This is a genomic window from Pseudoalteromonas sp. C12FD-1 (genome assembly GCF_037414265.1).
Classification (GTDB): domain Bacteria; phylum Pseudomonadota; class Gammaproteobacteria; order Enterobacterales; family Alteromonadaceae; genus Pseudoalteromonas.
The window spans coordinates 51,550-71,584 of record NZ_JBBEVD010000031.1 but is presented as its reverse complement, the minus strand read 5'-3'; the positions used below and the strand labels follow the sequence as shown (position 1 = coordinate 71,584).

Annotated in this window: 24 protein-coding genes; 12 read left to right on the top strand and 12 right to left on the bottom strand. The window is 41.6% G+C overall.

Translation table 11 applies throughout. The features are described 5' to 3' along the window. Positions 1-9: 9 nt before the first annotated feature. From WDB87_RS00750 to cyaY, 6 genes are read right to left on the bottom strand one after another with little or no spacing between them, the layout of a single operon-like run. The gene (locus WDB87_RS00750) at positions 10-1,119 is read right to left on the bottom strand and encodes a heme biosynthesis HemY N-terminal domain-containing protein (protein WP_337848725.1); all 1,110 of its coding nucleotides are present in this window, start codon (positions 1,117-1,119) and stop codon (positions 10-12) included. After that, positions 1,116-2,945 (bottom strand): uroporphyrinogen-III synthase, encoded by a 1,830-nt coding sequence (locus WDB87_RS00745; protein WP_337848724.1) that lies wholly within the window; start codon positions 2,943-2,945, stop codon positions 1,116-1,118. The genes WDB87_RS00750 and WDB87_RS00745 overlap by 4 nt, the downstream gene beginning before the upstream one ends. Then, complete coding sequence (gene hemC / locus WDB87_RS00740; RefSeq protein ID WP_337848723.1) at positions 2,946-3,884, bottom strand: hydroxymethylbilane synthase; 939 nt, start codon at positions 3,882-3,884, stop codon at positions 2,946-2,948. Positions 3,885-3,919: 35 nt separating this feature from the next. Next, entirely contained in the window at positions 3,920-4,864 is a 945-nt protein-coding gene (locus WDB87_RS00735; protein WP_337848722.1) for a DUF2914 domain-containing protein, read from the bottom strand. 21 nt (positions 4,865-4,885) lie between these two features. Continuing rightward, complete coding sequence (locus tag WDB87_RS00730) at positions 4,886-5,542, bottom strand: alpha/beta hydrolase (RefSeq protein WP_337848734.1); 657 nt, start codon at positions 5,540-5,542, stop codon at positions 4,886-4,888. Continuing rightward, positions 5,539-5,862, bottom strand: coding sequence for an iron donor protein CyaY (cyaY, locus tag WDB87_RS00725; protein WP_055015887.1), 324 nt, complete (start codon positions 5,860-5,862; stop codon positions 5,539-5,541). Before cyaY ends, WDB87_RS00730 begins: the two co-directional genes overlap by 4 nt. A gap of 148 nt (positions 5,863-6,010) precedes the next feature. On the opposite strand from cyaY, the gene lptM reads away from it, so the two are divergent. The 8 genes from lptM to WDB87_RS00685 all read left to right on the top strand — a co-directional run bounded on the left by lptM (position 6,011) and on the right by WDB87_RS00685 (position 12,323). Beyond that, a complete protein-coding gene (gene lptM, locus WDB87_RS00720) occupies positions 6,011-6,205 on the top strand; it encodes an LPS translocon maturation chaperone LptM (RefSeq protein WP_337848721.1) in 195 nt (64 codons plus the stop codon). Continuing rightward, on the top strand, positions 6,206-7,459 hold the full coding sequence (gene lysA, locus WDB87_RS00715; protein ID WP_029773748.1) for a diaminopimelate decarboxylase: 1,254 nt from the start codon (positions 6,206-6,208) through the stop codon (positions 7,457-7,459). A 64-nt stretch (positions 7,460-7,523) separates the two neighbouring features. Then, complete coding sequence (gene dapF, locus WDB87_RS00710; RefSeq protein WP_337848720.1) at positions 7,524-8,354, top strand: diaminopimelate epimerase; 831 nt, start codon at positions 7,524-7,526, stop codon at positions 8,352-8,354. Beyond that, positions 8,351-8,962 carry a DUF484 family protein gene (locus WDB87_RS00705; protein ID WP_286245767.1) on the top strand — a complete coding sequence of 204 codons (612 nt, stop codon included), beginning with the start codon at positions 8,351-8,353 and terminating at the stop codon, positions 8,960-8,962. Before dapF ends, WDB87_RS00705 begins: the two co-directional genes overlap by 4 nt. Further along, on the top strand, positions 8,959-9,903 hold the full coding sequence (locus tag WDB87_RS00700) for a tyrosine recombinase XerC (protein WP_337848719.1): 945 nt from the start codon (positions 8,959-8,961) through the stop codon (positions 9,901-9,903). The genes WDB87_RS00705 and WDB87_RS00700 overlap by 4 nt, the downstream gene beginning before the upstream one ends. 10 nt (positions 9,904-9,913) lie before the next feature. Continuing rightward, complete coding sequence (locus tag WDB87_RS00695; protein WP_337848718.1) at positions 9,914-10,621, top strand: HAD-IA family hydrolase; 708 nt, start codon at positions 9,914-9,916, stop codon at positions 10,619-10,621. A 24-nt stretch (positions 10,622-10,645) separates the two neighbouring features. Continuing rightward, positions 10,646-11,746, top strand: a complete 1,101-nt coding sequence (locus WDB87_RS00690) for a retropepsin-like aspartic protease (RefSeq protein WP_337848717.1) — start codon at positions 10,646-10,648, stop codon at positions 11,744-11,746. 220 nt (positions 11,747-11,966) lie between these two features. Beyond that, entirely contained in the window at positions 11,967-12,323 is a 357-nt protein-coding gene (locus WDB87_RS00685) for a HopJ type III effector protein (protein ID WP_337848716.1), read from the top strand. Positions 12,324-12,338: 15 nt separating this feature from the next. Here WDB87_RS00685 and WDB87_RS00680 read toward each other — a convergent pair whose 3' ends face one another. Beyond that, positions 12,339-12,746 carry a GNAT family N-acetyltransferase gene (locus tag WDB87_RS00680; protein ID WP_337848715.1) on the bottom strand — a complete coding sequence of 136 codons (408 nt, stop codon included), beginning with the start codon at positions 12,744-12,746 and terminating at the stop codon, positions 12,339-12,341. A gap of 41 nt (positions 12,747-12,787) precedes the next feature. Further along, positions 12,788-13,093 (bottom strand): DUF6482 family protein, encoded by a 306-nt coding sequence (locus tag WDB87_RS00675; RefSeq protein WP_286245761.1) that lies wholly within the window; start codon positions 13,091-13,093, stop codon positions 12,788-12,790. A gap of 90 nt (positions 13,094-13,183) precedes the next feature. Here WDB87_RS00675 and WDB87_RS00670 point away from each other — a divergent pair, with 90 nt between their 5' ends. From WDB87_RS00670 to WDB87_RS00660, 3 genes are all read left to right on the top strand, one after another. Further along, positions 13,184-13,876: a pseudouridine synthase gene (locus WDB87_RS00670; protein ID WP_337848714.1), complete on the top strand. Its 693-nt coding sequence runs from the start codon at positions 13,184-13,186 to the stop codon at positions 13,874-13,876. A 99-nt stretch (positions 13,877-13,975) separates the two neighbouring features. Further along, complete coding sequence (locus WDB87_RS00665) at positions 13,976-14,350, top strand: BlaI/MecI/CopY family transcriptional regulator (protein WP_337848713.1); 375 nt, start codon at positions 13,976-13,978, stop codon at positions 14,348-14,350. Between the two features lie 9 nt (positions 14,351-14,359). Beyond that, on the top strand, positions 14,360-15,580 hold the full coding sequence (locus WDB87_RS00660) for a M56 family metallopeptidase (RefSeq protein WP_337848712.1): 1,221 nt from the start codon (positions 14,360-14,362) through the stop codon (positions 15,578-15,580). A gap of 73 nt (positions 15,581-15,653) precedes the next feature. Here WDB87_RS00660 and WDB87_RS00655 read toward each other — a convergent pair whose 3' ends face one another. After that, complete coding sequence (locus tag WDB87_RS00655) at positions 15,654-16,037, bottom strand: MAPEG family protein (RefSeq protein WP_121636797.1); 384 nt, start codon at positions 16,035-16,037, stop codon at positions 15,654-15,656. Positions 16,038-16,290: 253 nt separating this feature from the next. On the opposite strand from WDB87_RS00655, the gene WDB87_RS00650 reads away from it, so the two are divergent. Further along, entirely contained in the window at positions 16,291-17,169 is an 879-nt protein-coding gene (locus WDB87_RS00650; RefSeq protein ID WP_337848711.1) for a DMT family transporter, read from the top strand. A 68-nt stretch (positions 17,170-17,237) separates the two neighbouring features. Here the strand turns inward: WDB87_RS00650 and WDB87_RS00645 are convergent, their stop codons facing one another. The 3 genes from WDB87_RS00645 to WDB87_RS00635 form a co-directional block, all read right to left on the bottom strand. Beyond that, positions 17,238-17,555, bottom strand: coding sequence for a DMT family transporter (locus WDB87_RS00645; RefSeq protein ID WP_286245755.1), 318 nt, complete (start codon positions 17,553-17,555; stop codon positions 17,238-17,240). Next, positions 17,555-19,087 (bottom strand): bifunctional GNAT family N-acetyltransferase/carbon-nitrogen hydrolase family protein, encoded by a 1,533-nt coding sequence (locus WDB87_RS00640; RefSeq protein ID WP_256851715.1) that lies wholly within the window; start codon positions 19,085-19,087, stop codon positions 17,555-17,557. The genes WDB87_RS00645 and WDB87_RS00640 overlap by 1 nt, the downstream gene beginning before the upstream one ends. Positions 19,088-19,175: 88 nt before the next feature. Then, positions 19,176-20,024 carry an MBL fold metallo-hydrolase gene (locus WDB87_RS00635; protein WP_337848710.1) on the bottom strand — a complete coding sequence of 283 codons (849 nt, stop codon included), beginning with the start codon at positions 20,022-20,024 and terminating at the stop codon, positions 19,176-19,178. Positions 20,025-20,035 lie beyond the last annotated feature (11 nt).

Sequence of the window (20,035 nt, the reverse complement as noted above, 5' to 3'; positions counted from 1 at the left end):
GTGTAGCCTTTATTGATACAATACGAGCGCTTTATCGGCTTGTGCGGTATTTTTATAGCTAACAGCAGCTTGCTGAGCAAATTGCTTTTTGTTTTCAATATTCAAGGCTTTATCAAAAACCTTTGCGGCTAACTCATAATCGCCGTGGGCATTAGCTAAACACGCAAGCGAGAGTAGTAATGCGTTGTTTTTATCATCTTTTTTCAGGCGCTCTTGAATACTGGTTTGAAGCTTTACAGCCTCTGCCGAGGTAGCGTTACTTAATATATTGGCCAGCTGAGTATGTTGTTCGTTAGACTTCACCATTTTAATTAAGTCACTTTCAATCGCACTTAACTGGCCTACTTTAGCCATTTGCATTAAATAAGCTGTATTAGCATGAGCTTGTAGCTTTTTAGGAAGTTGTTTATATTTTTCAGTAATTTTATCGCTAGCTTGTGCATTAAAATAGGCATTAAACAGCTGTGTCCACTGCGTATCGTTGAGGACTTTTTTACGAAGTAAACGCGGTAAAAAGTCTTCAAGCGCACTAAAGTGCTGTTGCTGTACAAGTATTTCGGCGTATAACTTAAGCTCAAGTGGTGTCGCTTTTTTTGAATCTGCGTTAGCACGCATTTGCGATTCTATGGCGCTACTATCGCCACTGGCTATCCAAAGTTTAGCAACGTTAAGTTGCTGCTCTGGGCTAATTTCAAATAAACGCTCTAGTGCTTTGTCGGTTTGGTTATTAGCAAGCGCCGCTTTTGCTAATAGCGCTAAGCGTATATCTTCAAACTTACTGGGTACACTATTACCTGATAACGTTTGCTCTACAAGCTCGTAATCATCATTTATCGCACTCCATAGGGCTTGCTCTATAGCTGCTTGCTTTCGCTCTTCGCTACGCGCAAAAAAGCCATGTTTTGTATTATGATAAATAGACAATAAATAGCGCACGAGTTTATAAATTAAATATAAAACAGCTACGGTAATTGCCGCCATAATACAAAACGAAACAATGGTGCCTTCAATCGTGGTGTTGTTAAACGAGATCAGCACATAGCCTTTTTCATCCAGTACAAATGGCGTAACCGCTAAAACTAAAACAATCGCAACAATTAATACTATAAGCCCTATCATTGCGCCCACTCCTTAACCTGCTGCGTACTTTGTAAGTTGACTTCAGGATTAAAGTTTAATGGCTCTTTTTCCAGGCTAGTTAGTGCGTTTATAACCACTTTTGTCGCCTCGTCATCTTGTTTAAAGTACTCATTAACAAGACGCTTTGCCTCACTGATGGCACTAAAATAAATGCTCGCTTGTTTACTCATTAGTGCATCTTGAGCTTGCGTCACATTTAATTTAATACGTTGATTTATTAAATGGCGCTCCTGTTCGGTTAACAGTGGCTCTATAGCAATCCCTTCGTGATGACGAATAGTGATAAAGCTATCAACTAGTTTATTCCAACTATTGCTAAGGTTTTGTTGCCAGTCATTCACATCTTCGCTTAATGCATTTTCGTCAACTTTTGTAGCTTCTTCAGGAATATTTACCGCATTAAAAGCTAAGTTGTCTATATTGGCTAAAATACTATTAAGCTTTAGATAAATAGCTTCTGTTGGAATAGGCTTTAAGCTATCTAACGTTTGAATGTCTTGTGTTATCGCTTGGCGAACAGCTACAGTACCTGGGTGCTCACTCAATAATGCATCTAAGCGTTTAAGTACAGCGCTGGCACCTTGGTAATCTTTTTCAGCCCACAGTTTAAACTCAGCCATACGCTGTAAGCTGGTTACTTCTTGCGGGTTTAGCGAAGCGCCTTGCTGCTGAGCTTGCTGCAATGCTGCTTTTAATTGTTGCTGGTTGTTCTGTGCACTTTCATTAAGCGCAGCTGCCACTTTTTGTTCACTGTTGAACAATGCTTGCTGAAGATTAGACTGCGCCGACTTGAGCGCCTGTAACTCTTGTGACAATAACGCGTTTTCTTCTTTTAATTCATTAACAGCTACATTTTGGGCTTTACCTGCATTGAGCTTTTGGTAAAACTCATACCCCACACCGCACGCTACAGTAAGCGAGATGATCAGCGCGAGGACTGCCACTTTACTTATTTTTTGCTTATTATTCGTCACACTTGGTGCTTTTTCAGCTGCTTTTTTATCTGAAGACATTGTTGGCTTTGCTGAGGTTTTATTATCTGCCGTTAATGGCTTTGACTGTTCGCTCATCTTGCTACCTTGCTGTTTTATGCAGGAAAACATAGCAGTATCGCTTGCCCCTGCGGCAATGTGTATATTAGCCGAACTTACCTGTTGCTGTTGTAAATAAGCGGCTATACGCTCGCTAGCAACATAAAATCGGCACTGTTGTAACCACTGTAACTGTTGTTCAGTCAGGTTATTAAATATTGCATCAACTGCTGCATTACTGGTTATGACTATACCTTGTACTTTCAGGCTTTGCCAGTGGTCTGTCCAGTTGGCTTTTTCAGCGCTTATTTGCTCGCGTTTGTATACCACACAGTTATTTAAAAATGCCCCACGCGCTTTAAGTGTTTTGGCAATATCTGGCCGCCCAGCTTGGCCTTTCACTAATACAATATTGCTGCCATCAACCTCAGCCAACGAGTTTAGCGCTAATAACCCTTCTGAATCATACTGTTTAGGCACTGCTGCCCGCACACCAAATAATGCGTAAATAGTATCTGCAGTTTGCTGCCCTACTGCGTAAAATTGCGCTTTGGTATTTATTGTTGGCTTTAATTGCGCAAGGGCAGTAACGGCATCTTGAGAGATAAAAATAATTTTATCTGCATTAATTAATGGGCTTAGCTCGGTAGTAGAAGGCGTAAGGTAGGATATTTTTAAAACAGGAAACAATGACGCCTGATAACCCGCTTGCTCAAGTTCCTGAGCAAGGGCTGCGCCTTTTCCTTCGGGCCGAGTTATCAGGATATGTGTCATTTATGCGTCTCTATATACTTCTGCTAATATTTTGTCGGCGCCTTGTGCTAATAATTTTTTGGCAAGCTCAACACCAATCGCTTCTGCATCATTTATATGACCGGTTACTTCGTCATGTAAAATTTCACTACCATCTACCGCGCCCACTAAGCCGCGTAAATGCACTTGCTCGCCATTAACTAACGCGTAGGCACCAATTGGTACTTGGCAGCCACCTTCTAAATGGCGATTCATAGCACGCTCTGCATTTACACGAATGCGTGTTTGGGTATGCTCAAGCGGAGCCAGTAAGGCTTTTGTTACTTCATCGTCAATACGACACTCAATGCCCACAGCACCTTGGCCGTTAGCAGGTAGCGATACCTCTGGCTCAATATAATCAGCAATACGATCGTCCATTTTTAAGCGTAGCAGCCCGGCTGCGGCTAAAATAATTGCATCGTACTGGCCATCATCTAGCTTAGCTAAACGGGTATTAACGTTACCACGTAAATCTTTAATTTCTAAATCAGGGCGCAAAGCTCTAATTTGACACTGACGACGAAGGCTAGAAGTACCTACAACAGCGCCTTTTGGTAGTTCGCTTAAATTGGCATAGTTATTTGATACAAATGCATCGCGTGGGTCTTCACGTTCACAAATTGTGTGCAGTGCTAAGCCTTCTGGAAATTCTACGGGTACATCTTTCATTGAATGCACTGCAATATCCGCGCGGCCATCTAACATTGCTTGCTCAAGCTCTTTAACAAACAAGCCTTTACCACCAATTTTAGCAAGCGGTGTATCTAAAATAATGTCCCCTTGAGTAGACATAGGGACTAATTCTACGCGTGCATCAGCATGAAAATGCTCAAGCTGTGCTTTTACAAATTCAGCCTGCCAAAGCGCCAAGGCACTTTTACGGGTTGCTATGCGTACTAACTTTGTTTTTTCTGTCATAGGGGTATCCAAATAGTTACAGCTAATAGCTAAGCTTAATTAGCTAAAATTCTAAATTCTTTTTGAGCAATTAAATTACCTTGCTCATCAACAACATCCACACGCCAATGGCCTGTTTGTGTATTCATAATATTTTTGGTGGAGTACGTTCTGTAGCGCGGCGAGGTAACATTAAGCGAAATTTCCGCCATGGTTTCGCCCTCATAAGACCATACATGCTTTACTTGTTGGCCTTGTAGGTTTTTAAGCTCACTAAAAAACGAAAGTGCCTCTTCAAACTGATTTAAGCGGATATCTGCAGCAAATACATTGGTGGGCTCGCGCTTACTGACTTTGCGAGTAAGCACTGCTCGGCTAATTTTGCTTGTATCAATCTGTGCGCCAAGCGCAACGCTTGCAATATGCGCAGTAGATGAAAAACCTTCACTGCTTGTTAGTGAGCCGTCTTCGTTTTCAATATCTGTGAGCAGTTCGCTGGGTGACGCGTTTAACTGCGCACTATTAAGTGACTGATTAGCTACAGGCTCATCGAGTTCGGTGTTTGACTGCTCAATAACAGAAGCCTGATTGCTTTGAACGTTAGCAATTGGCTCTATATCTGTTTGCTCATGATTGCTTTGCACTAATAACGTATCATTACTAGCGCTTTCATCCTCAAGCATTGCCGGTGCGACATCTGCTGTATCATTCGCTAATGTAGGCTCGTTTGGGTGCGCTCGCTCATCATTTACATTTACAGCAGGCTCAGCATTATCTGCCGTGCTGTCGTTTAAGTGTGAATATGGCGATGGCTCATTAGGTTGCTCGCCCTGCTCGGCACTTACCGAGCTAGTTAAGCCATATACAACCGCTGCCGAGGTCATTGCTACCAACATAGAAACACTCACAATACGACGCCAATGCCACTCGTAGCTTACATTAGGTACACTATTTTGCGGTTCGCGTTTTACATTTGCTTTAATAACTATTTTTTGACTCATATTGACCTCAGCGGCTCCAAATTAGCTTAAACGGGCAATTAACCATTGGCGAATAGCTTGCAGTTCTTCTGCGCAAACCTGATGAGCCATAGGGTATTCTTGCCAGCTTACATCCATGTTATGTGCTGTTAATACTTCAAACGCACTTCTACCCGCGCTATGCGGCACTACATTATCTTGGCTACCATGCGCCATAAATACATTTAAATCAGTATGCTTAGCTTCTTGCGTTAGCTTTTCTGGCACACACATATAAGTAGACAACGCCATAACACCTGCAAGTTTATGCTCAAATCGCGGCGCTAAATGTAAAGACACCACGCCCCCTTGCGAAAAGCCCGCCAAAATAATTTTGTTGGCAGGTATGCCACTTTCAATTTCTTGATTGATCAGAGCTTGCACTTTTTCGGCTGAATCTCTCACGCCTTGTTCATCGGCACGTTTATCTAGTTCTATAGATTTAATGTCGTACCACGAGCGCATTTCCATGCCACCATTTATGGTGACCGGTTGAATAGGTGCATGCGGAAAAACAAAGCGTATACCAAGCTCACTGGGTAAATTAAGTTGCGGTGCAACAGGGGCAAAACCATCACCTGAATCACCTAAACCATGTAACCAGATAACAGTGGCTTTGTGCTCACCCTGCGCTGGGTATTCTACAAATGCTAAACTCATAGTGATGATTGCCACTTAATTTCCTGGCCAGCTTGGCGAGTAGATGCTTGATTCATAAACTCCCAAAACTCTGCGCCCGAGCGGTTATCAATCCATTGACCGTCACGCATCTCAAAATGGTGACCATTAAATTTAGTCGCAACCCATACCTGATGCAAAGGCGCTTGTTTATTAATTACAATTTTACTTTTATCTGGGAAAATTATTTCTAAAATACCCTCAGCCGACTCGTAATCTAAATCTGCTTCACAATCATCAACTTGCTCTTCAATTGTGTACATAAGCGCTTCGGCTAATTGGTGATATTCACTTTCGGTCATTGTAACTTTCCTTTGCAGGCGAGCTGCGTAATATTGGGTACGGTTTATATACAGCTAGTGTAACAGGAATAAAATCATCCGCGAATAGCTGCATTTTTTAGATATTCTGTTACTCTGCGATTATAAAGCCAGCAACCGTATTAATCTAATGAAAGCGACACATACCTTACAATTAAAACGACTATTTATAAGTACTTTACTGCTAAGTGCATTAGCTGGCTGCGGCCAAAGCGGGCCTTTGTATTTACCAGAGCAACAAGTTGATCAAAATCAACCTCAAGAAGCTGTTAAACCAGTAACTAGTTCAGAGCAAAATAACTCGCAACAAACTCAGGAGCAATAAATGGATTATTTTAACTATCAAAACAATCAATTATTTGCCGAAGATGTCAGTATTGCGACGATTGCTCAGCACTATGGTACGCCCTGTTATGTGTACTCGCGCGCTACGTTTGAGCGCCATTATTTAGCCTTTGCAAATGCCACTAAAAATCATAAAAGCTTGGTTTGCTACGCAGTTAAAGCCAATTCTAATATTGCAGTATTAAATATATTAGCGCGTTTAGGTTCAGGGTTTGACATAGTATCTAAAGGCGAGCTGGCACGTGTAATAAAAGCCGGCGGTGATGCCAGTAAAGTGGTGTTTTCAGGTGTAGCTAAAACCGCTGACGAAATTGCTTATGCACTAAAGTTAGGCATTAAATGTTTTAACGTTGAGTCGGCCTCAGAGCTTGAGCGTATATCAGAGGTGGCGTGCGAGTTAAATTTAGAAGCGCCTATTTCTATTCGTGTAAACCCTGATATAGATGCCAAAACACACCCTTATATTTCTACCGGTTTAAAAGAAAACAAGTTTGGGATTGATATTCAAACAGCTGTGAGCGTTTATCAGCATGCGGCGTCTTTACCTGGCCTAAAAGTAACAGGCGTAGATTGCCACATAGGCTCGCAATTAACTGAGGTTAAACCTTTTTTAGAAGCACTTGATAAGCTAATGGCATTAATAGATGAGCTTAAAGCAAATGGTATTGAGCTTACTCATTTAGATATTGGCGGTGGGTTAGGCGTTCCTTACAATGATGAACAGCCGCCTCACCCAAGTGAATATGCTGCGCAAGTTACCGAGCGCCTAGCCAATTACAAACACCTTGAACTTATTTTTGAGCCTGGGCGCGCGATAGCCGCTAACGCTGGCATTTTAGTAACGCAGGTTGAGTTTATTAAGCAAAACCAAGATAAATTTTTTGCCATTGTCGATGCGGGGATGAACGACATGCTTCGCCCTTCGCTTTATCAGGCATGGCAAAAAATCATTCCTGTATCAGTGCGCGATGACGACACCCCAACACATAACTTTGATATTGTGGGTCCAGTGTGCGAAACCGGCGACTTTTTAGGAAAAGACCGCGAACTAGCGCTTAAGCAAGGCGACTTATTGGCGCAGCGAAGTGCCGGTGCCTATGGTTTTACAATGAGTTCAAACTACAACTCTCGTCCACGCGTGGCGGAAATAATGGTAGATGGTGAGCAACACCACCTTATTCGCCAACGCGAAACCATCGAGAGCCTTTATCAAGGTGAGAAAATTTTACCATAAACGTTTTTGTTAAGGCGCTGCTCTGTGGCATGATTAGCGCAGAGCAAACCCGAATTAGAGCGCTATGTTAGTTAATTTTTCCAAAATGCACGGCTTAGGCAACGACTTTGTTGTAATTGATAACATTACACAAAATGTATTTTTGTCTCGCGATCAAATCAAAAAACTGGCTGATCGCCACTTTGGTATTGGCTTTGACCAATTACTTATGGTTGAAGCCCCTTACTCCCCTGATCTCGACTTCCATTACCGTATATTTAATGCCGATGGCAATGAAGTAGAACAATGCGGAAATGGCGCACGCTGTTTTGCCCGCTTTGTGCGTATGAAAGGCTTAACTAACAAGCACAAAATTAGTGTCTCGACTAAGTCGGGCAACCTCACGCTATACATAGAAAAAGACGGCCAAGTTACCGTTAACATGGGCCATCCTAATTTTGAGCCTGCTAAAATCCCGCTCAAAGCCAGTAAGCGAGAACTTACTTATATAATAAGAGCGCAAGAGCACACTGTATTTAGTGGCGCTGTGTCTATGGGTAATCCGCATTGCGTATTAGAAGTTGATGATATAGCAACCGCACAAGTTGATGTGCTTGGCCCACTACTTGAAAACCACGAACGCTTTCCAAATCGTGCCAATATTGGCTTTATGCAAGTGGTATCGCAAGATCATATTAAGTTGAGAGTGTGGGAACGCGGCGTTAGCGAAACCCTCGCGTGTGGCACGGGAGCCTGCGCAGCAATGGTCATTGGCCACATTCAAAGCAAACTTAACACCACGGTACAAGTTGATTTACCCGGTGGCACATTACAAGTGCGATGGAGCGGCGAGGGTCACCCTGTTCGTATGACCGGCCCAGCCGAGCATGTATTTGATGGGCAAGTTGCCTTATGAGCGAGCTAACAAAAGAACAGGTTGCTGAGTATTTGGCGCGCTACCCTAATTTTTTAATAGAGCAGCCAGAGCTGCTTGCACAACTTGAGTTACACCACAAAACGCACGGTGCCACCTCGCTTGTGCATATACAACAGCGCCAGTTGCGCGAGCACAATACTCAGTTAAAAAATCAAATACACAGTATGAGCCAACACGCTGCGCAAAATGAGCTAGTGTATCGCTTGTTTAGCCAATGCCACCGCCAACTGTGGACAAACTACGACTTTAATACGCTTGCCGCAAATTTGCGCAATATTATTTGTACCAGCCCACACATTAGCGAGTGTAGGTTAGTTAAATATAACAACACTTTTGATGAGCTTATTGAGCACCGCCTTAGCCAGTTTGGGCACTACTTAGGACGTGTTAATCAACAAGAGCGTGAGTTATTATTTTGCGAAAACACGCAATCTTCTGCTATTTACTTAATTGGCAGCGCTGAAAAACCCGTCGCTATATTGGCCTTTGGCAGCCATGATGAAAACCATTTTGAGCCCGCACAAGATAACTTATTCGTGCTTGATTTTGTGCATGCATTGCAACTTAGGCTATTGGAATTGGCATGAGCGACGAGACGCCTAACACTGAGCAATTAAGTGAGCATTGGCGTACACCCATTCATTTATTTAGTGACTATTTAAAGTACGAAAGACAGTACTCAGAGCACACTGTAAATCAGTATGTTAGCCAACTAAATTTTGCCGCCCTGTATTTTAGTAAATTATGTGACGACTGGTTTGGCGTACAAGGCGAGCATATTCGCCGCTACAGCATGGCGCTTCGCACAAAGCAATTAAGCGGGCGCACCATTAGTTTAAAATTAAGCTGCATTCGCAGTTTGTATAAATTTTTAAAAGCTAAAAACATTGCTCAGCACGCGCATTATCATAACCCGGCACAAGGCATTAAAGGCCCTAAATTTTCTAAGCCATTACCTAAAAATCTCGATGTAGATCAGATGGCAAGCCTACTAGAGATTAACGATGACGACCCATTAGCCATTCGAGATAAGGCAATGATGGAGCTTATGTATTCATCTGGGCTGCGCATTAGCGAGTTAGTTGGCACCAACTTACGCGATATTAACGTCGCAAATGGCGAAATATTAGTCAAAGGTAAAGGTAGCAAAGAGCGCCTCATTCCCGTGGGTCGCAAAGCGCTCACAGCGTTAAAAAACTGGCTCAATATACGAGGGCAATTTGCAAAGCCTGATGAAATGGCGGTGTTTTTAAGCAGTAAAAAAAATCGTATTTCGGTTCGCCAAGTTCGCTTACGTATGCAAGAGTGGGGAATAAAACAAGGTATTAGCTCGCAGGTGCACCCGCATAAACTACGCCACTCGTTTGCCTCTCATATTTTAGAATCATCTGGTGACTTACGCGCTGTGCAAGAATTATTGGGGCACAGTAGTTTATCGGCTACGCAAGTATATACGCATTTAGATTTTCAGCATTTAGCCAAGGTGTACGACAACACCCATCCGCGCGCTAAAAAACAAACCGATTAGGAATGTAATTATGATCCGATTTAATCGTGCTCCTCGCCCTTTCTCAATAATGAGCTTTGATTTAGACGACACCCTATATAACAACCACCCAATAATAAAAGCCGCAGTTAAAGCCCAGCAAGATTATTTAAACGCGCTACCCAGCTACTTACAAAAAGGCCCGAAATACTGGCAACAATGTCGCAACGAGGCCGTATTACAGCTACCAGAGCTTGCTGATAATGTAACTAAATGGCGCCAACATACGCTTCGCTTAGCCCTTTCAAAGCTAGATTTAAGTGATCAAGAAGTACAGCATCATGCCGATGCAGCCTATAACGCCTTTGCCGATGCCCGCAGTAAAATAGTGGTAACCGACGACGTACTAAAGCTGCTAGATAACTTAGCCCAGCACTTTACGCTGATTGCAATAACCAATGGCAATGTTGAAATTGAGCGCTTTAACTTACGCGATAAATTTGCGCTAGTATTACAAGCCGGTATGCACGGTAAAGCCAAGCCCCACGGTACACTGTTTGATAAAGCCGCCGCGCACTTAAACGTGGCAAAAAGTGAAATTTTACACATTGGCGATAGCCTAGATACCGACGTACAAGGCGCTAATAATGCAGGCTGCCAATCGGTTTGGTTAAACGACCAAGGCGCGAATTACAACTACAAAGGTCTTGCCGATGTTGAAATTGCGGATATTCACGCCTTAGCGCACTTTATCAAATAGCCGAAATACAACTAAGAGGTTGCAATGAGCCATTATACCAAGCTAATTACCTTGCTATTAATAGGCTCACTTAGCCTAAACGCTTATTTATTGTGGCCAGAAAAACAGCCTACGGTAAGCGCACAAAATACCAAACCTGCAGACCTAGTTAAAACGCCAAAAAGTAATCTACTCAATCAAGCTCAACAGCAATTTAAGCTACACAAATTTGACGATGCGCTAAATACGTATCAACAACTAAAGCAACACTCGCCCACCCTTGCTCGCACTCTTTACTCTTCGTGGCTCTTGCAATTAAAAACATGGCTAAATACTAACTTATTTCTTAGCGAGCCATTGTTAAACACACTATTAGATCAGGACCCTTACAATACAGAGCTACTTACATTGCAGGTAGATTACTTAATAAATAGTGGGCAAATACAAAATGCAATTATTGCTTTATTTGAACTATACCCAATGTTAAATGAGCAACAGCAAAGCGCTGCAAATGCGCGGTTGGAAAATTTGACTAAAAACGAGCTTCATAGTTTAAGTGAGCAACAAAACTGGCAAACAATTATTGAGCAAACTCAAATATGGCTCGACTATCAAAACGACAATAGTCATTTTTTATACGCACTCGCTCATGCTTATTATCAACTCGAAGACTTTATTAGCGCCTTAACAACTATTGAGCGGATGCCATCAAATCACCCTCTACAAAACGAAGTCGCTGATTTACAAGCAATGATATATAAAGCTCAGTCACAAGATGACTTTATTGCGCTTACCCCCTACGGCGCACATTACATAATTAACGCCGAGATAAATGAATCAATCCAAGCAGAACTAATGCTAGATACTGGCGCAAGTGTTACCTCGCTCTCAAGCGACGTAATCGACCAGCTTTCACCCAGACCGCTTTATTTAGGCGATGTAACCGTAAACACGGCGAATGGGCAAATTAGTGTAAAACGCTACCAAGTTGAGTCTTTTAAAGTAGGGATGCAAATTATTTACGGTTTTGAAGTGCTCAGTATTGAAAACATCCGCGGCCAAGGCTTATTAGGGATGAATTTTTTATCTAGATATAAATTTAATATTAATCAAAAAACAGATGAGTTAGAGTTGAGTGCTAAATAACCTGAACTCTGGATAATAAATCTATCTCAAGCAGCTGTTTCCAGCGCTAACTACGTTGAATTTACTTGCAATAGGCTAGCTATTGGCGCGTAATTTCGCCTTGTTTTCACTGTAAATCTCTGGCTAGAGAAAATAAACATAGATATCACCTTTGATTCAATAGGTTAGTAAATCTCTTAACCAAAGTTCAGGTTAAATAGTTAAAAATGAAGGAAAGAGCATGACCCTAAACGATTTTTTACAGCAACTTGCAGACAACCCTAAAAGCATACAGTTTAACGACACCATGGCGGTGATAGAGGCTAATTACGATTTTACCCCGTGTGGATTTAATAACCACGGGTTACTTAGCTCTGCAAGTGAAAACAACGGGTCTTGCAAAATTTTTGCGTTTGCTAAATTAAACGATTTAAGTAAACACAATACATTAAATTGCTTTGGTAAGTATTACCACGAAGACGTACTACAAAACCCTAAGGGCGAAGATCACATGAACATTCGCACGTTTATGTTAGCACCAGAGGCCACTCCATTTTTAGGCGTTACTTTTGAAGGTGAGCCGCTAAAAGAGAAATAACACTAAGCTGCTAAATTAAAGCGTTTTTTCCATAAAGTAACGCGTACCAGAGCGCGGATAGTTGTTTAGCTGATACTTAACCACGTATCCGCGCTTTTCATAAAAAGGCTTGGCCTGAAAATCAAGCGTATCGAGCTGTGCGGTATTTGCGCCGCGCTCAATAGCGGCAAGCTCAAGCGCATTTAAAAGCTTGCCTGCTAACCCCTTGCCCCGCGCGGTATCGCTACACCAAAGCCAGTTAATCATTAGCCAATTACCAAACACATAACCACTCACGCCCGCAATTAAGCTGCCTTTTTCATCTACAAATTTATAGCCTAATGGCACTTTAGCCGCATCAAAGTGCTGCGCGTTAAATTCAACTATTTTATTACGCAATGCTGAGTTTAATGCATCAGTGTGATCGGCTTGTAATTGGTACATTTTGTACTTCTTAAAAAGCGAATACTAACAAACAAACTTAATTAAAAAAGATTATTTTTACCATAAGGTACTTCTAGTAGATTACTGCTAGTTTTTTCGGGTTGGCCGCACATTTCATCGTATGCACTGGTATGGCGCAGTACCATTTCGCCATAGGCTATTTTTTCAAACCGCTTTTGAATATGCAGCGGGCTGAGCGCTTTTACAAACTCACCATTTTCTTCAGTAACGTAATACTCTACGTTATTTATAATGACAGACACCTGATAGAGCGCCATTTCAAGAGAGTGCGCTACCACTTTTTGTAATGGTTCGTGTTTTTTTAGCTCAGAAAATCTCATACCCATAACAATCGCCTTTTATAAAAAGTAACTTTATAGATACGCACCTTTGCTATAATCGCGATCAAATTATTACATCACTGCCTTTTTAAGCTTATGAGCAATAAAATTCGACTCGCTAAATACATTGCTCACGCTGGTGTGTGCTCTCGAAAACAAGCATCGCGCTTAATAGATGAAGGGGTAGTAACGGTAAATAATCGCCCTGCTAATCATATTGATCACGTTGATGAACAAGACGACGTAATAGTTAAAGGCCAAGTAGTTAAAGGCGCGGCCGACTTAGTTTATTTTGCATACCACAAACCTGTGGGTATTGACTGTAAATTAAATAAAAATGACCCTGCCAGTCTTATTCACTATTTACCTACATTTACTCGTGTTTATCCTATTGGCCGATTAGATAAAGACTCTCGGGGCTTGCTTATTTTGACCAACGACGGTGATTTTTGTAATCAACTTATTCACCCAGACTTCCACCAGCCTAAACATTATTTAGTCACGGTAGATAAACCGATTAATAACGCGTTTTGTGAAAAAATGGCCGCAGGCGTCCCCGTTGATAAGCAAGTAACCTTACCCTGTGAAGTAACAAAAATAGCTGACAACCAATTTAGTATTATTTTAAAGCAAGGGCTTAACAGGCAAATACGTAAAATGGCGCATTACTGCGGCTTTAAAGTAATTGATTTATTTAGAGTGCAATTTAGCGAACTCGCCCTCTCAAAACTAAACCTCCCTGAAAGCCAATATATACAAATCAATAAAACTGATATTTCAAAAACCTAACCTTCGTTTAAATAGCGCACAAAAAAGTTAAAAAATACCCTTGCAAAAATAGATTACAGGTGTAGTCTTAAATTAAAGATTACATTTGTAGGCAATAAAATGATTGAGTTATCAAAAGCAGAATTTGAAGTACTTGACGCACTTTGGATTAATTACCCAGCAACCGCCAGCCAAATAATTGAGCGCTTAAGCTGTGACAAACAATGGCACGAAAAAACCATTAAAACCTTACTGGGTCGATTAGTTAAAAAAGGTGCTCTGTCGTTTGAAAAGGACGGTCGCCAATATATTTATACCCCTTGTATGGAACGCGCCGACTACACCCAAAAAGAAAGCCAAAACTTTATTGAGCGCTTTTTTAGTGGCCGCATAGCGCCGCTGGTAAGCGGCTTTGCTAAATCGGAGCAGCTTTCTCAGCAAGATATAAACGAGCTTAAAAAAGTCATTGATGACTGGGAAAAAAACCAAAAGTAAGGAATTAACATGGTTATTCAAACTGGGTTTAATTGGTTGATTGAACAACAACTATTATTAAGTATTTTGTTTTGTGGATTTATTCTTCTCGAGCGATTTGGTTTAAAAACCCTTGGCGCGCGGTTTGTATACAAGTTAGCGTGGTTACTGCCTGCGGCATTAGTTATCGCTAATTTACCCAATGCGATTAAACCACTGCAAAATAGCAATATTAGCAATATTAGCCATTACTTAATTACCCTTAACCAACCTTTTACACACCAAATGGGGATTAACTGGGCACTTATGTATGTACTTATTACCGCGGGGTTATTAATAGCCAGCTTTATTACACATACTCGTTTTGTTAACAGCCTGCAGCTAACTGAGCTAACACACTTTAACCATACACTTACTACAAGTGCTAAAACTTATATCAGCCAACATGTAGCCACGCCAATGGTGGTGGGTATTTTAAACAGTAAACTAGTGTTACCGAGCAACTATAATACCCAGTTTGATAAAGCCACATTGGCGCTTATTTTAGAGCACGAAAACGTACACATTAAACGCAAAGACAACTTAACAAACGCATTCATGCTGCTACCCACTATTTTACTTTGGTTTAACCCACTTGCTTGGTTTTGTTACGCAAGCATGCGCCGACTACAAGAGCTGACTTGTGATGAACGGGTACTTGCCAATAAAACCACACACCAACACATTTTATACAGTAAAGCCCTAATTAACTGCGCGGCAGCAACGCCCGCAGGCCTAATGGCTTATTCACACTACGGAGATAAAAAAACCATGTTACAACGACTTACCAATATAAAGTACAGCGGCAATCACTCTCGCTTTGCAAAAGGTGGCTTACTGCTAATAGCGGCAAGCATGCTTAGCGGTTTAGCCATTGCAAAACAGCCCCAAGCTGAAATAACGAAAGAGGATCATATTTCACCAACAATACGCATTGAACCACGCTACCCTGCCCAAGCAGCTAAGCAAGGGATTAGCGGCTCGGTAGTATTAAAATACGATATTGCCGCCAATGGCAGAACAAAAAACATCAGCGTAATTCAATCTAAGCCGTCAGACGTGTTTGACAAATCAGCTAAGGAGGCCTTGGCAAAGTGGGAATATAAAATGTCTGAGTCAGGCTTTAATGATGTACTCGTACAGCTGGATTTTGCCATGAACAGCGAGGTTGCTAATACTGATTTAATAGAGCGAATTAAAGTATCGCATTAATACTATTGAGTGATGCAAGAGCACAAAGCAAGCGCCCTTTTAGGTCGCTTGCTTTGTGGTTTTAACAATAAAATTAGATACTCACTACAATCATGGCAATGGCAGTGCCTAAGCCAATAAACCATACTAACGAACGTATAATATCTAGGTTCAACCAATAAAAAATACAATACAAAGTACGCGAAACTATATGAGTAACCGCCAAGGTTTCGGTTACTGCATTTACCGAGTTAGTTCCCAGTACCACCGCAATAGCAACGGCAAACACTGCAAGTGATTCAAAACAATTTTGATGGGCAGCGAGCGTTCGCGCACCAAAGCCCGTTAATTTTGCTTGTTGGGAACGCGGGTGTTTATTATCGTATTGGCCAAGCTTTGCCATAGCAATGGCAACTGGTATTTTTGCAAAATAAGGCATTAATACAGCAAGTAATGCGCATACTACTAATGTTGTCATAATTTATTCTCTTATTTTAAAACCTAGTTATTTAACCAATACATATAACACACATACACAAAAAAGCCGCCCAAACGTTTTTAACATACGCTGGCGGCTAAACAATAACATCATACTTACTATAGCTAAGTTTACCTATAAAGCAGTGCGGCATAATGTCGCAGGTGATGAATATTCAACATCACGCTTAATGCATCGCATTAATAACTAAAGATTGTTAACGTAAAGACCTTATTTTTAATCGACGAATACCATGACTTGGATCTTTTTCACATTTTTAGCCGCCTTTATGCAAGCATGGCGAAATGCCCTACAAAGTAAATTAAGTACACATGCAAGTGTGGCAGGGGTTACCCTTTCGCGTTTTATTTTAGCGGGCCCCATTGCTGCAATGTATTTATATGGCCTCTATCAATATAAAGATACCGCCATGCCTACATTTAATAATGCCTTTTGGGGATTTATTATTGGCGCAAGCGTTATGCAAATACTCGCCACGGGTTTAATGGTAAAGCTGTTTAAAATGAACAATTACGCCATAGGTGCAGGCCTTGCTAAAAGTGAGGCGTTAGTCGCGGCTATTTTAGGGGTGTTGTTTTTTGGCTCTGCGCTTAGCCTTCTTGGTTGGCTGGGTGTATTTTTAGGCGCTATTGCGGTGCTTTTACTTAGCGGCATAACCAGCGTAAAACATTTTGATGCTAAAACAGCGTTACTTGGCCTTGCCTGTGGTACCAGCTTTGCCCTTACATCGCTGTGGGTGCGTGAAGCGAGCTTAAATTCAGGGTTATTATTTCCGCACTCGGCTGCATGGGTTTTACTGTTTGTAATAAGCCTACAAACGCTTATATTACTTGGCTATTTATTACTTAAAGAGCCACACACTCTTGGCAAACTTTGGCAATATAAAGGCATTACAACAGCAATTAGTATTTTTAGTTGTGTAGGCTCTATTGGCTGGTTTAGCGCAATGAGTTTACAGCACGTGGCGTATGTTAAAACGCTTGGTCAGGTAGAGGTATTTTTTACCATGCTAATCGCCGTACTTTGGTTAAAACAGCCACTTAAAAAGCAAGATACCGCGGGCTTAATTTTAATAGCCATTGCCGCTATTTTGGTGATGCTACCAAATTGAGAACATAAAAAACGCAGGCTTTTAAACCTGCGCTACTGTAAAGCTGCTTATAACTTTTAAAGCAAGTGTTAAGAGCTTATTTTTAGCGTTATCACACCGCAAATGATCATCAGTACACCTGCAATACGGCCAAACGTGGCTGCATCACCGTAAAATAATATACCCACTAAAAACGTCCCCGCAGCACCTATTCCGGTCCATACAGCGTAGGAAGTCCCCATTGATATTTGTTTTTGTGCAAGCCACAACATAAAGCCACTGGCCACCATAAATGCAATTGCCATTGCAATACCTTGCCAACGAGTATCAGGGTTTTGCGATACCTTTAAACCTATCGGCCATCCTATTTCAAGCAGGCCTGCAATGATTAAATAAACCCATGCCATTAAACATCTCTCTTTTTCAAAATTACGTCGTATAAATCTTCGCGGCGATCTTTTAAATTGCGCACCGTACCTTCGCTATGAAGAATTTTTAGCTTATCCATATCAAGGTCGCTAAATAATAACATTTCGGTATTAGGTGTGGCTTCATTTAATGTTGCATCGTGTGGGAACGAAAAGTCAGATGGCGTTAGCACAGCTGATTGCGAGTACTGTACGTCTAAGCTTTCTACTTCAGGTAAGTTACCCACTGAGCCTGCAATAACCACGTAACATTCGTTTTCGATTGCGCGCGCTTGTGCACAATGGCGAACCCGTAAATAACTATTTTTAGTGTCGGTCCAAAACGGCACAAAGAGTATATCAAGCCCTTGTTTTGCTAATATGCGCGAAAGCTCAGGGAACTCTACATCATAACAAATCTGAATACCTACTCGCCCAGCATCGGTATCAAACACGGCAATTTTGTCGCCGCCTTGAATCACCCAGTCATTTTGCTCATGCGGGGTGATGTGTATTTTGCGCTGCTCGTCTATTTTACCGCTACGGTGGCATAAGTAACTTACGTTATAAATTTTATCGTCTTCGGCAAGGGGCATAGAGCCGGTAATAATATTAGCGTTATATTCTATCGCCATACGCGACATCGCATCACGGAATGTCTCTGTATATTCGGCTAAATAGCGAATTGCCTCAGTTTGATTACTTTGTTCAGTAAGTCCCATTAGTGGCGCGTTAAAGAACTCTGGGAATAATATAAAGTCACTTTTATAATCAGAGACTGTATCAACAAAGTATTCCACTTGTTTAAGTAGCTCTTCAACCGACTCAACACAACGCATTTGCCATTGCACCGCGCCTACCCGCACAATCGATTTAGTCGATTCGAGTACCGTATCGGTTGGTTCGTACATTATGTTATTCCACTCAAGTAACGTGGCGTAACCTACTGACTCTTGATCCTCTGGCAGATATTTTTTAAGTAACCGCTTTACCTGAAAATCGTTAGAAAGCTGAAAACTTAAAATTGGGTCGTAAAGCTCTTTTTGGTCAACCTTTTCAATGTATTCCATTGGCGTCATTTCACTGCTGTGATTGTAATAACGTGGAATACGCCCACCGGCTAAAATAGCGCGTAAGTTATATTGGCGGCACAATTCTTTACGAGCATCGTATAATCTACGCCCTAAGCGCATGCCTCGGTGGGTTTCGCTAATGGCTACATCTAAACCGTATAGCGCATCACCATCGGAGTCACTAAATACACGGTCGTGGCCATCAGCTATATCTTCGTACGTATGCGGGTTTGAAAAACGCGCATAGTCTACTTGCACGCTTAGTGCTAAGCCCACCAGCACACCATCATCTACAATGCCTATTTGCCCTTCAGGAAACTGATCAATCAATCTAAAAATAGTATGGCTTGGCCACGCGCCACCTAAATCTGGGTAAGCCTGATCCATTAAGGTTTTAATTTGCGGATACTGCTCTTTTGTTAGATTACAAATTTCTAGGTGGGTTTTTTCTGCCGACATACACAACTCCTTTGGGCATAATAAAATAAAAGCCGAATGTAGCTTAAAGTACACTCAGCTTTGTATCATGTTTTTTACGTTACGCGTACTACTTTAAGCTGCGATAAAAAAGTGTAGTCACTTTCTCTTTTGGCAACCAGCCTGCGTACTTAAGATTAAGCGTGGCCAGCGGATCGGCTTTTAGTACTTGCTCTAAGCTTGTATTATTTTGCATTGCATTTAGCATTAAATCTTTAGCTTTTTTAACAAGTTTAGCATACGTTACTAGCCCTGAACGGTCACTTACCGGTCCATGCCCGGGTATCACTATAGTGCGCTCGTCTATTTGCTTAATAACGTCATTTACGGCTGCAAGTATTCCGTCAACACTGCCGCCGCTATCTACATCAACAAACGGCAAGCTGCCAAAATTAAAGTAAATATCGCCCATGTGCACTATGTTATCGTTATTAAAAAATATCACCGAGTCACCATCGGTATGTGCGCGGGCATAGTGCACTACATGGGCGTGTTCGTTATTAAAATGCAGCTTTAAATCGTGGCCAAAACTAATACGTGGCAAATAATCTGAATTTGCTCCGTGTTTTTCTTCTAATCGCTTATGAACGTTATCGTGCGCAATAACGTGCGCACCGGCTTTGGCAAAGTTTTCGTTGCCACCAGTGTGATCCCCATGATGGTGCGTATTAATTACAAACTCTGCACTACCGGGTTTTAAATCACTAATGGTTTTTTTAATGTCGTCTGAGAGCTTAGCAAATTGGTCATCAATAATGTAAATACCATCGTCCCCAACACTTGCGGCAATGTTACCGCCTTGGCCAAACAGTACATACACACTGTCGCTTAGTTTTTCTGCCGTTACCGGGTTTTCATCTGCATGTGTTGCACTGCTAAGTAATAAGCCTGTTATTAATGCGGGTAGTATTTTTTTCATTATTTTTTACC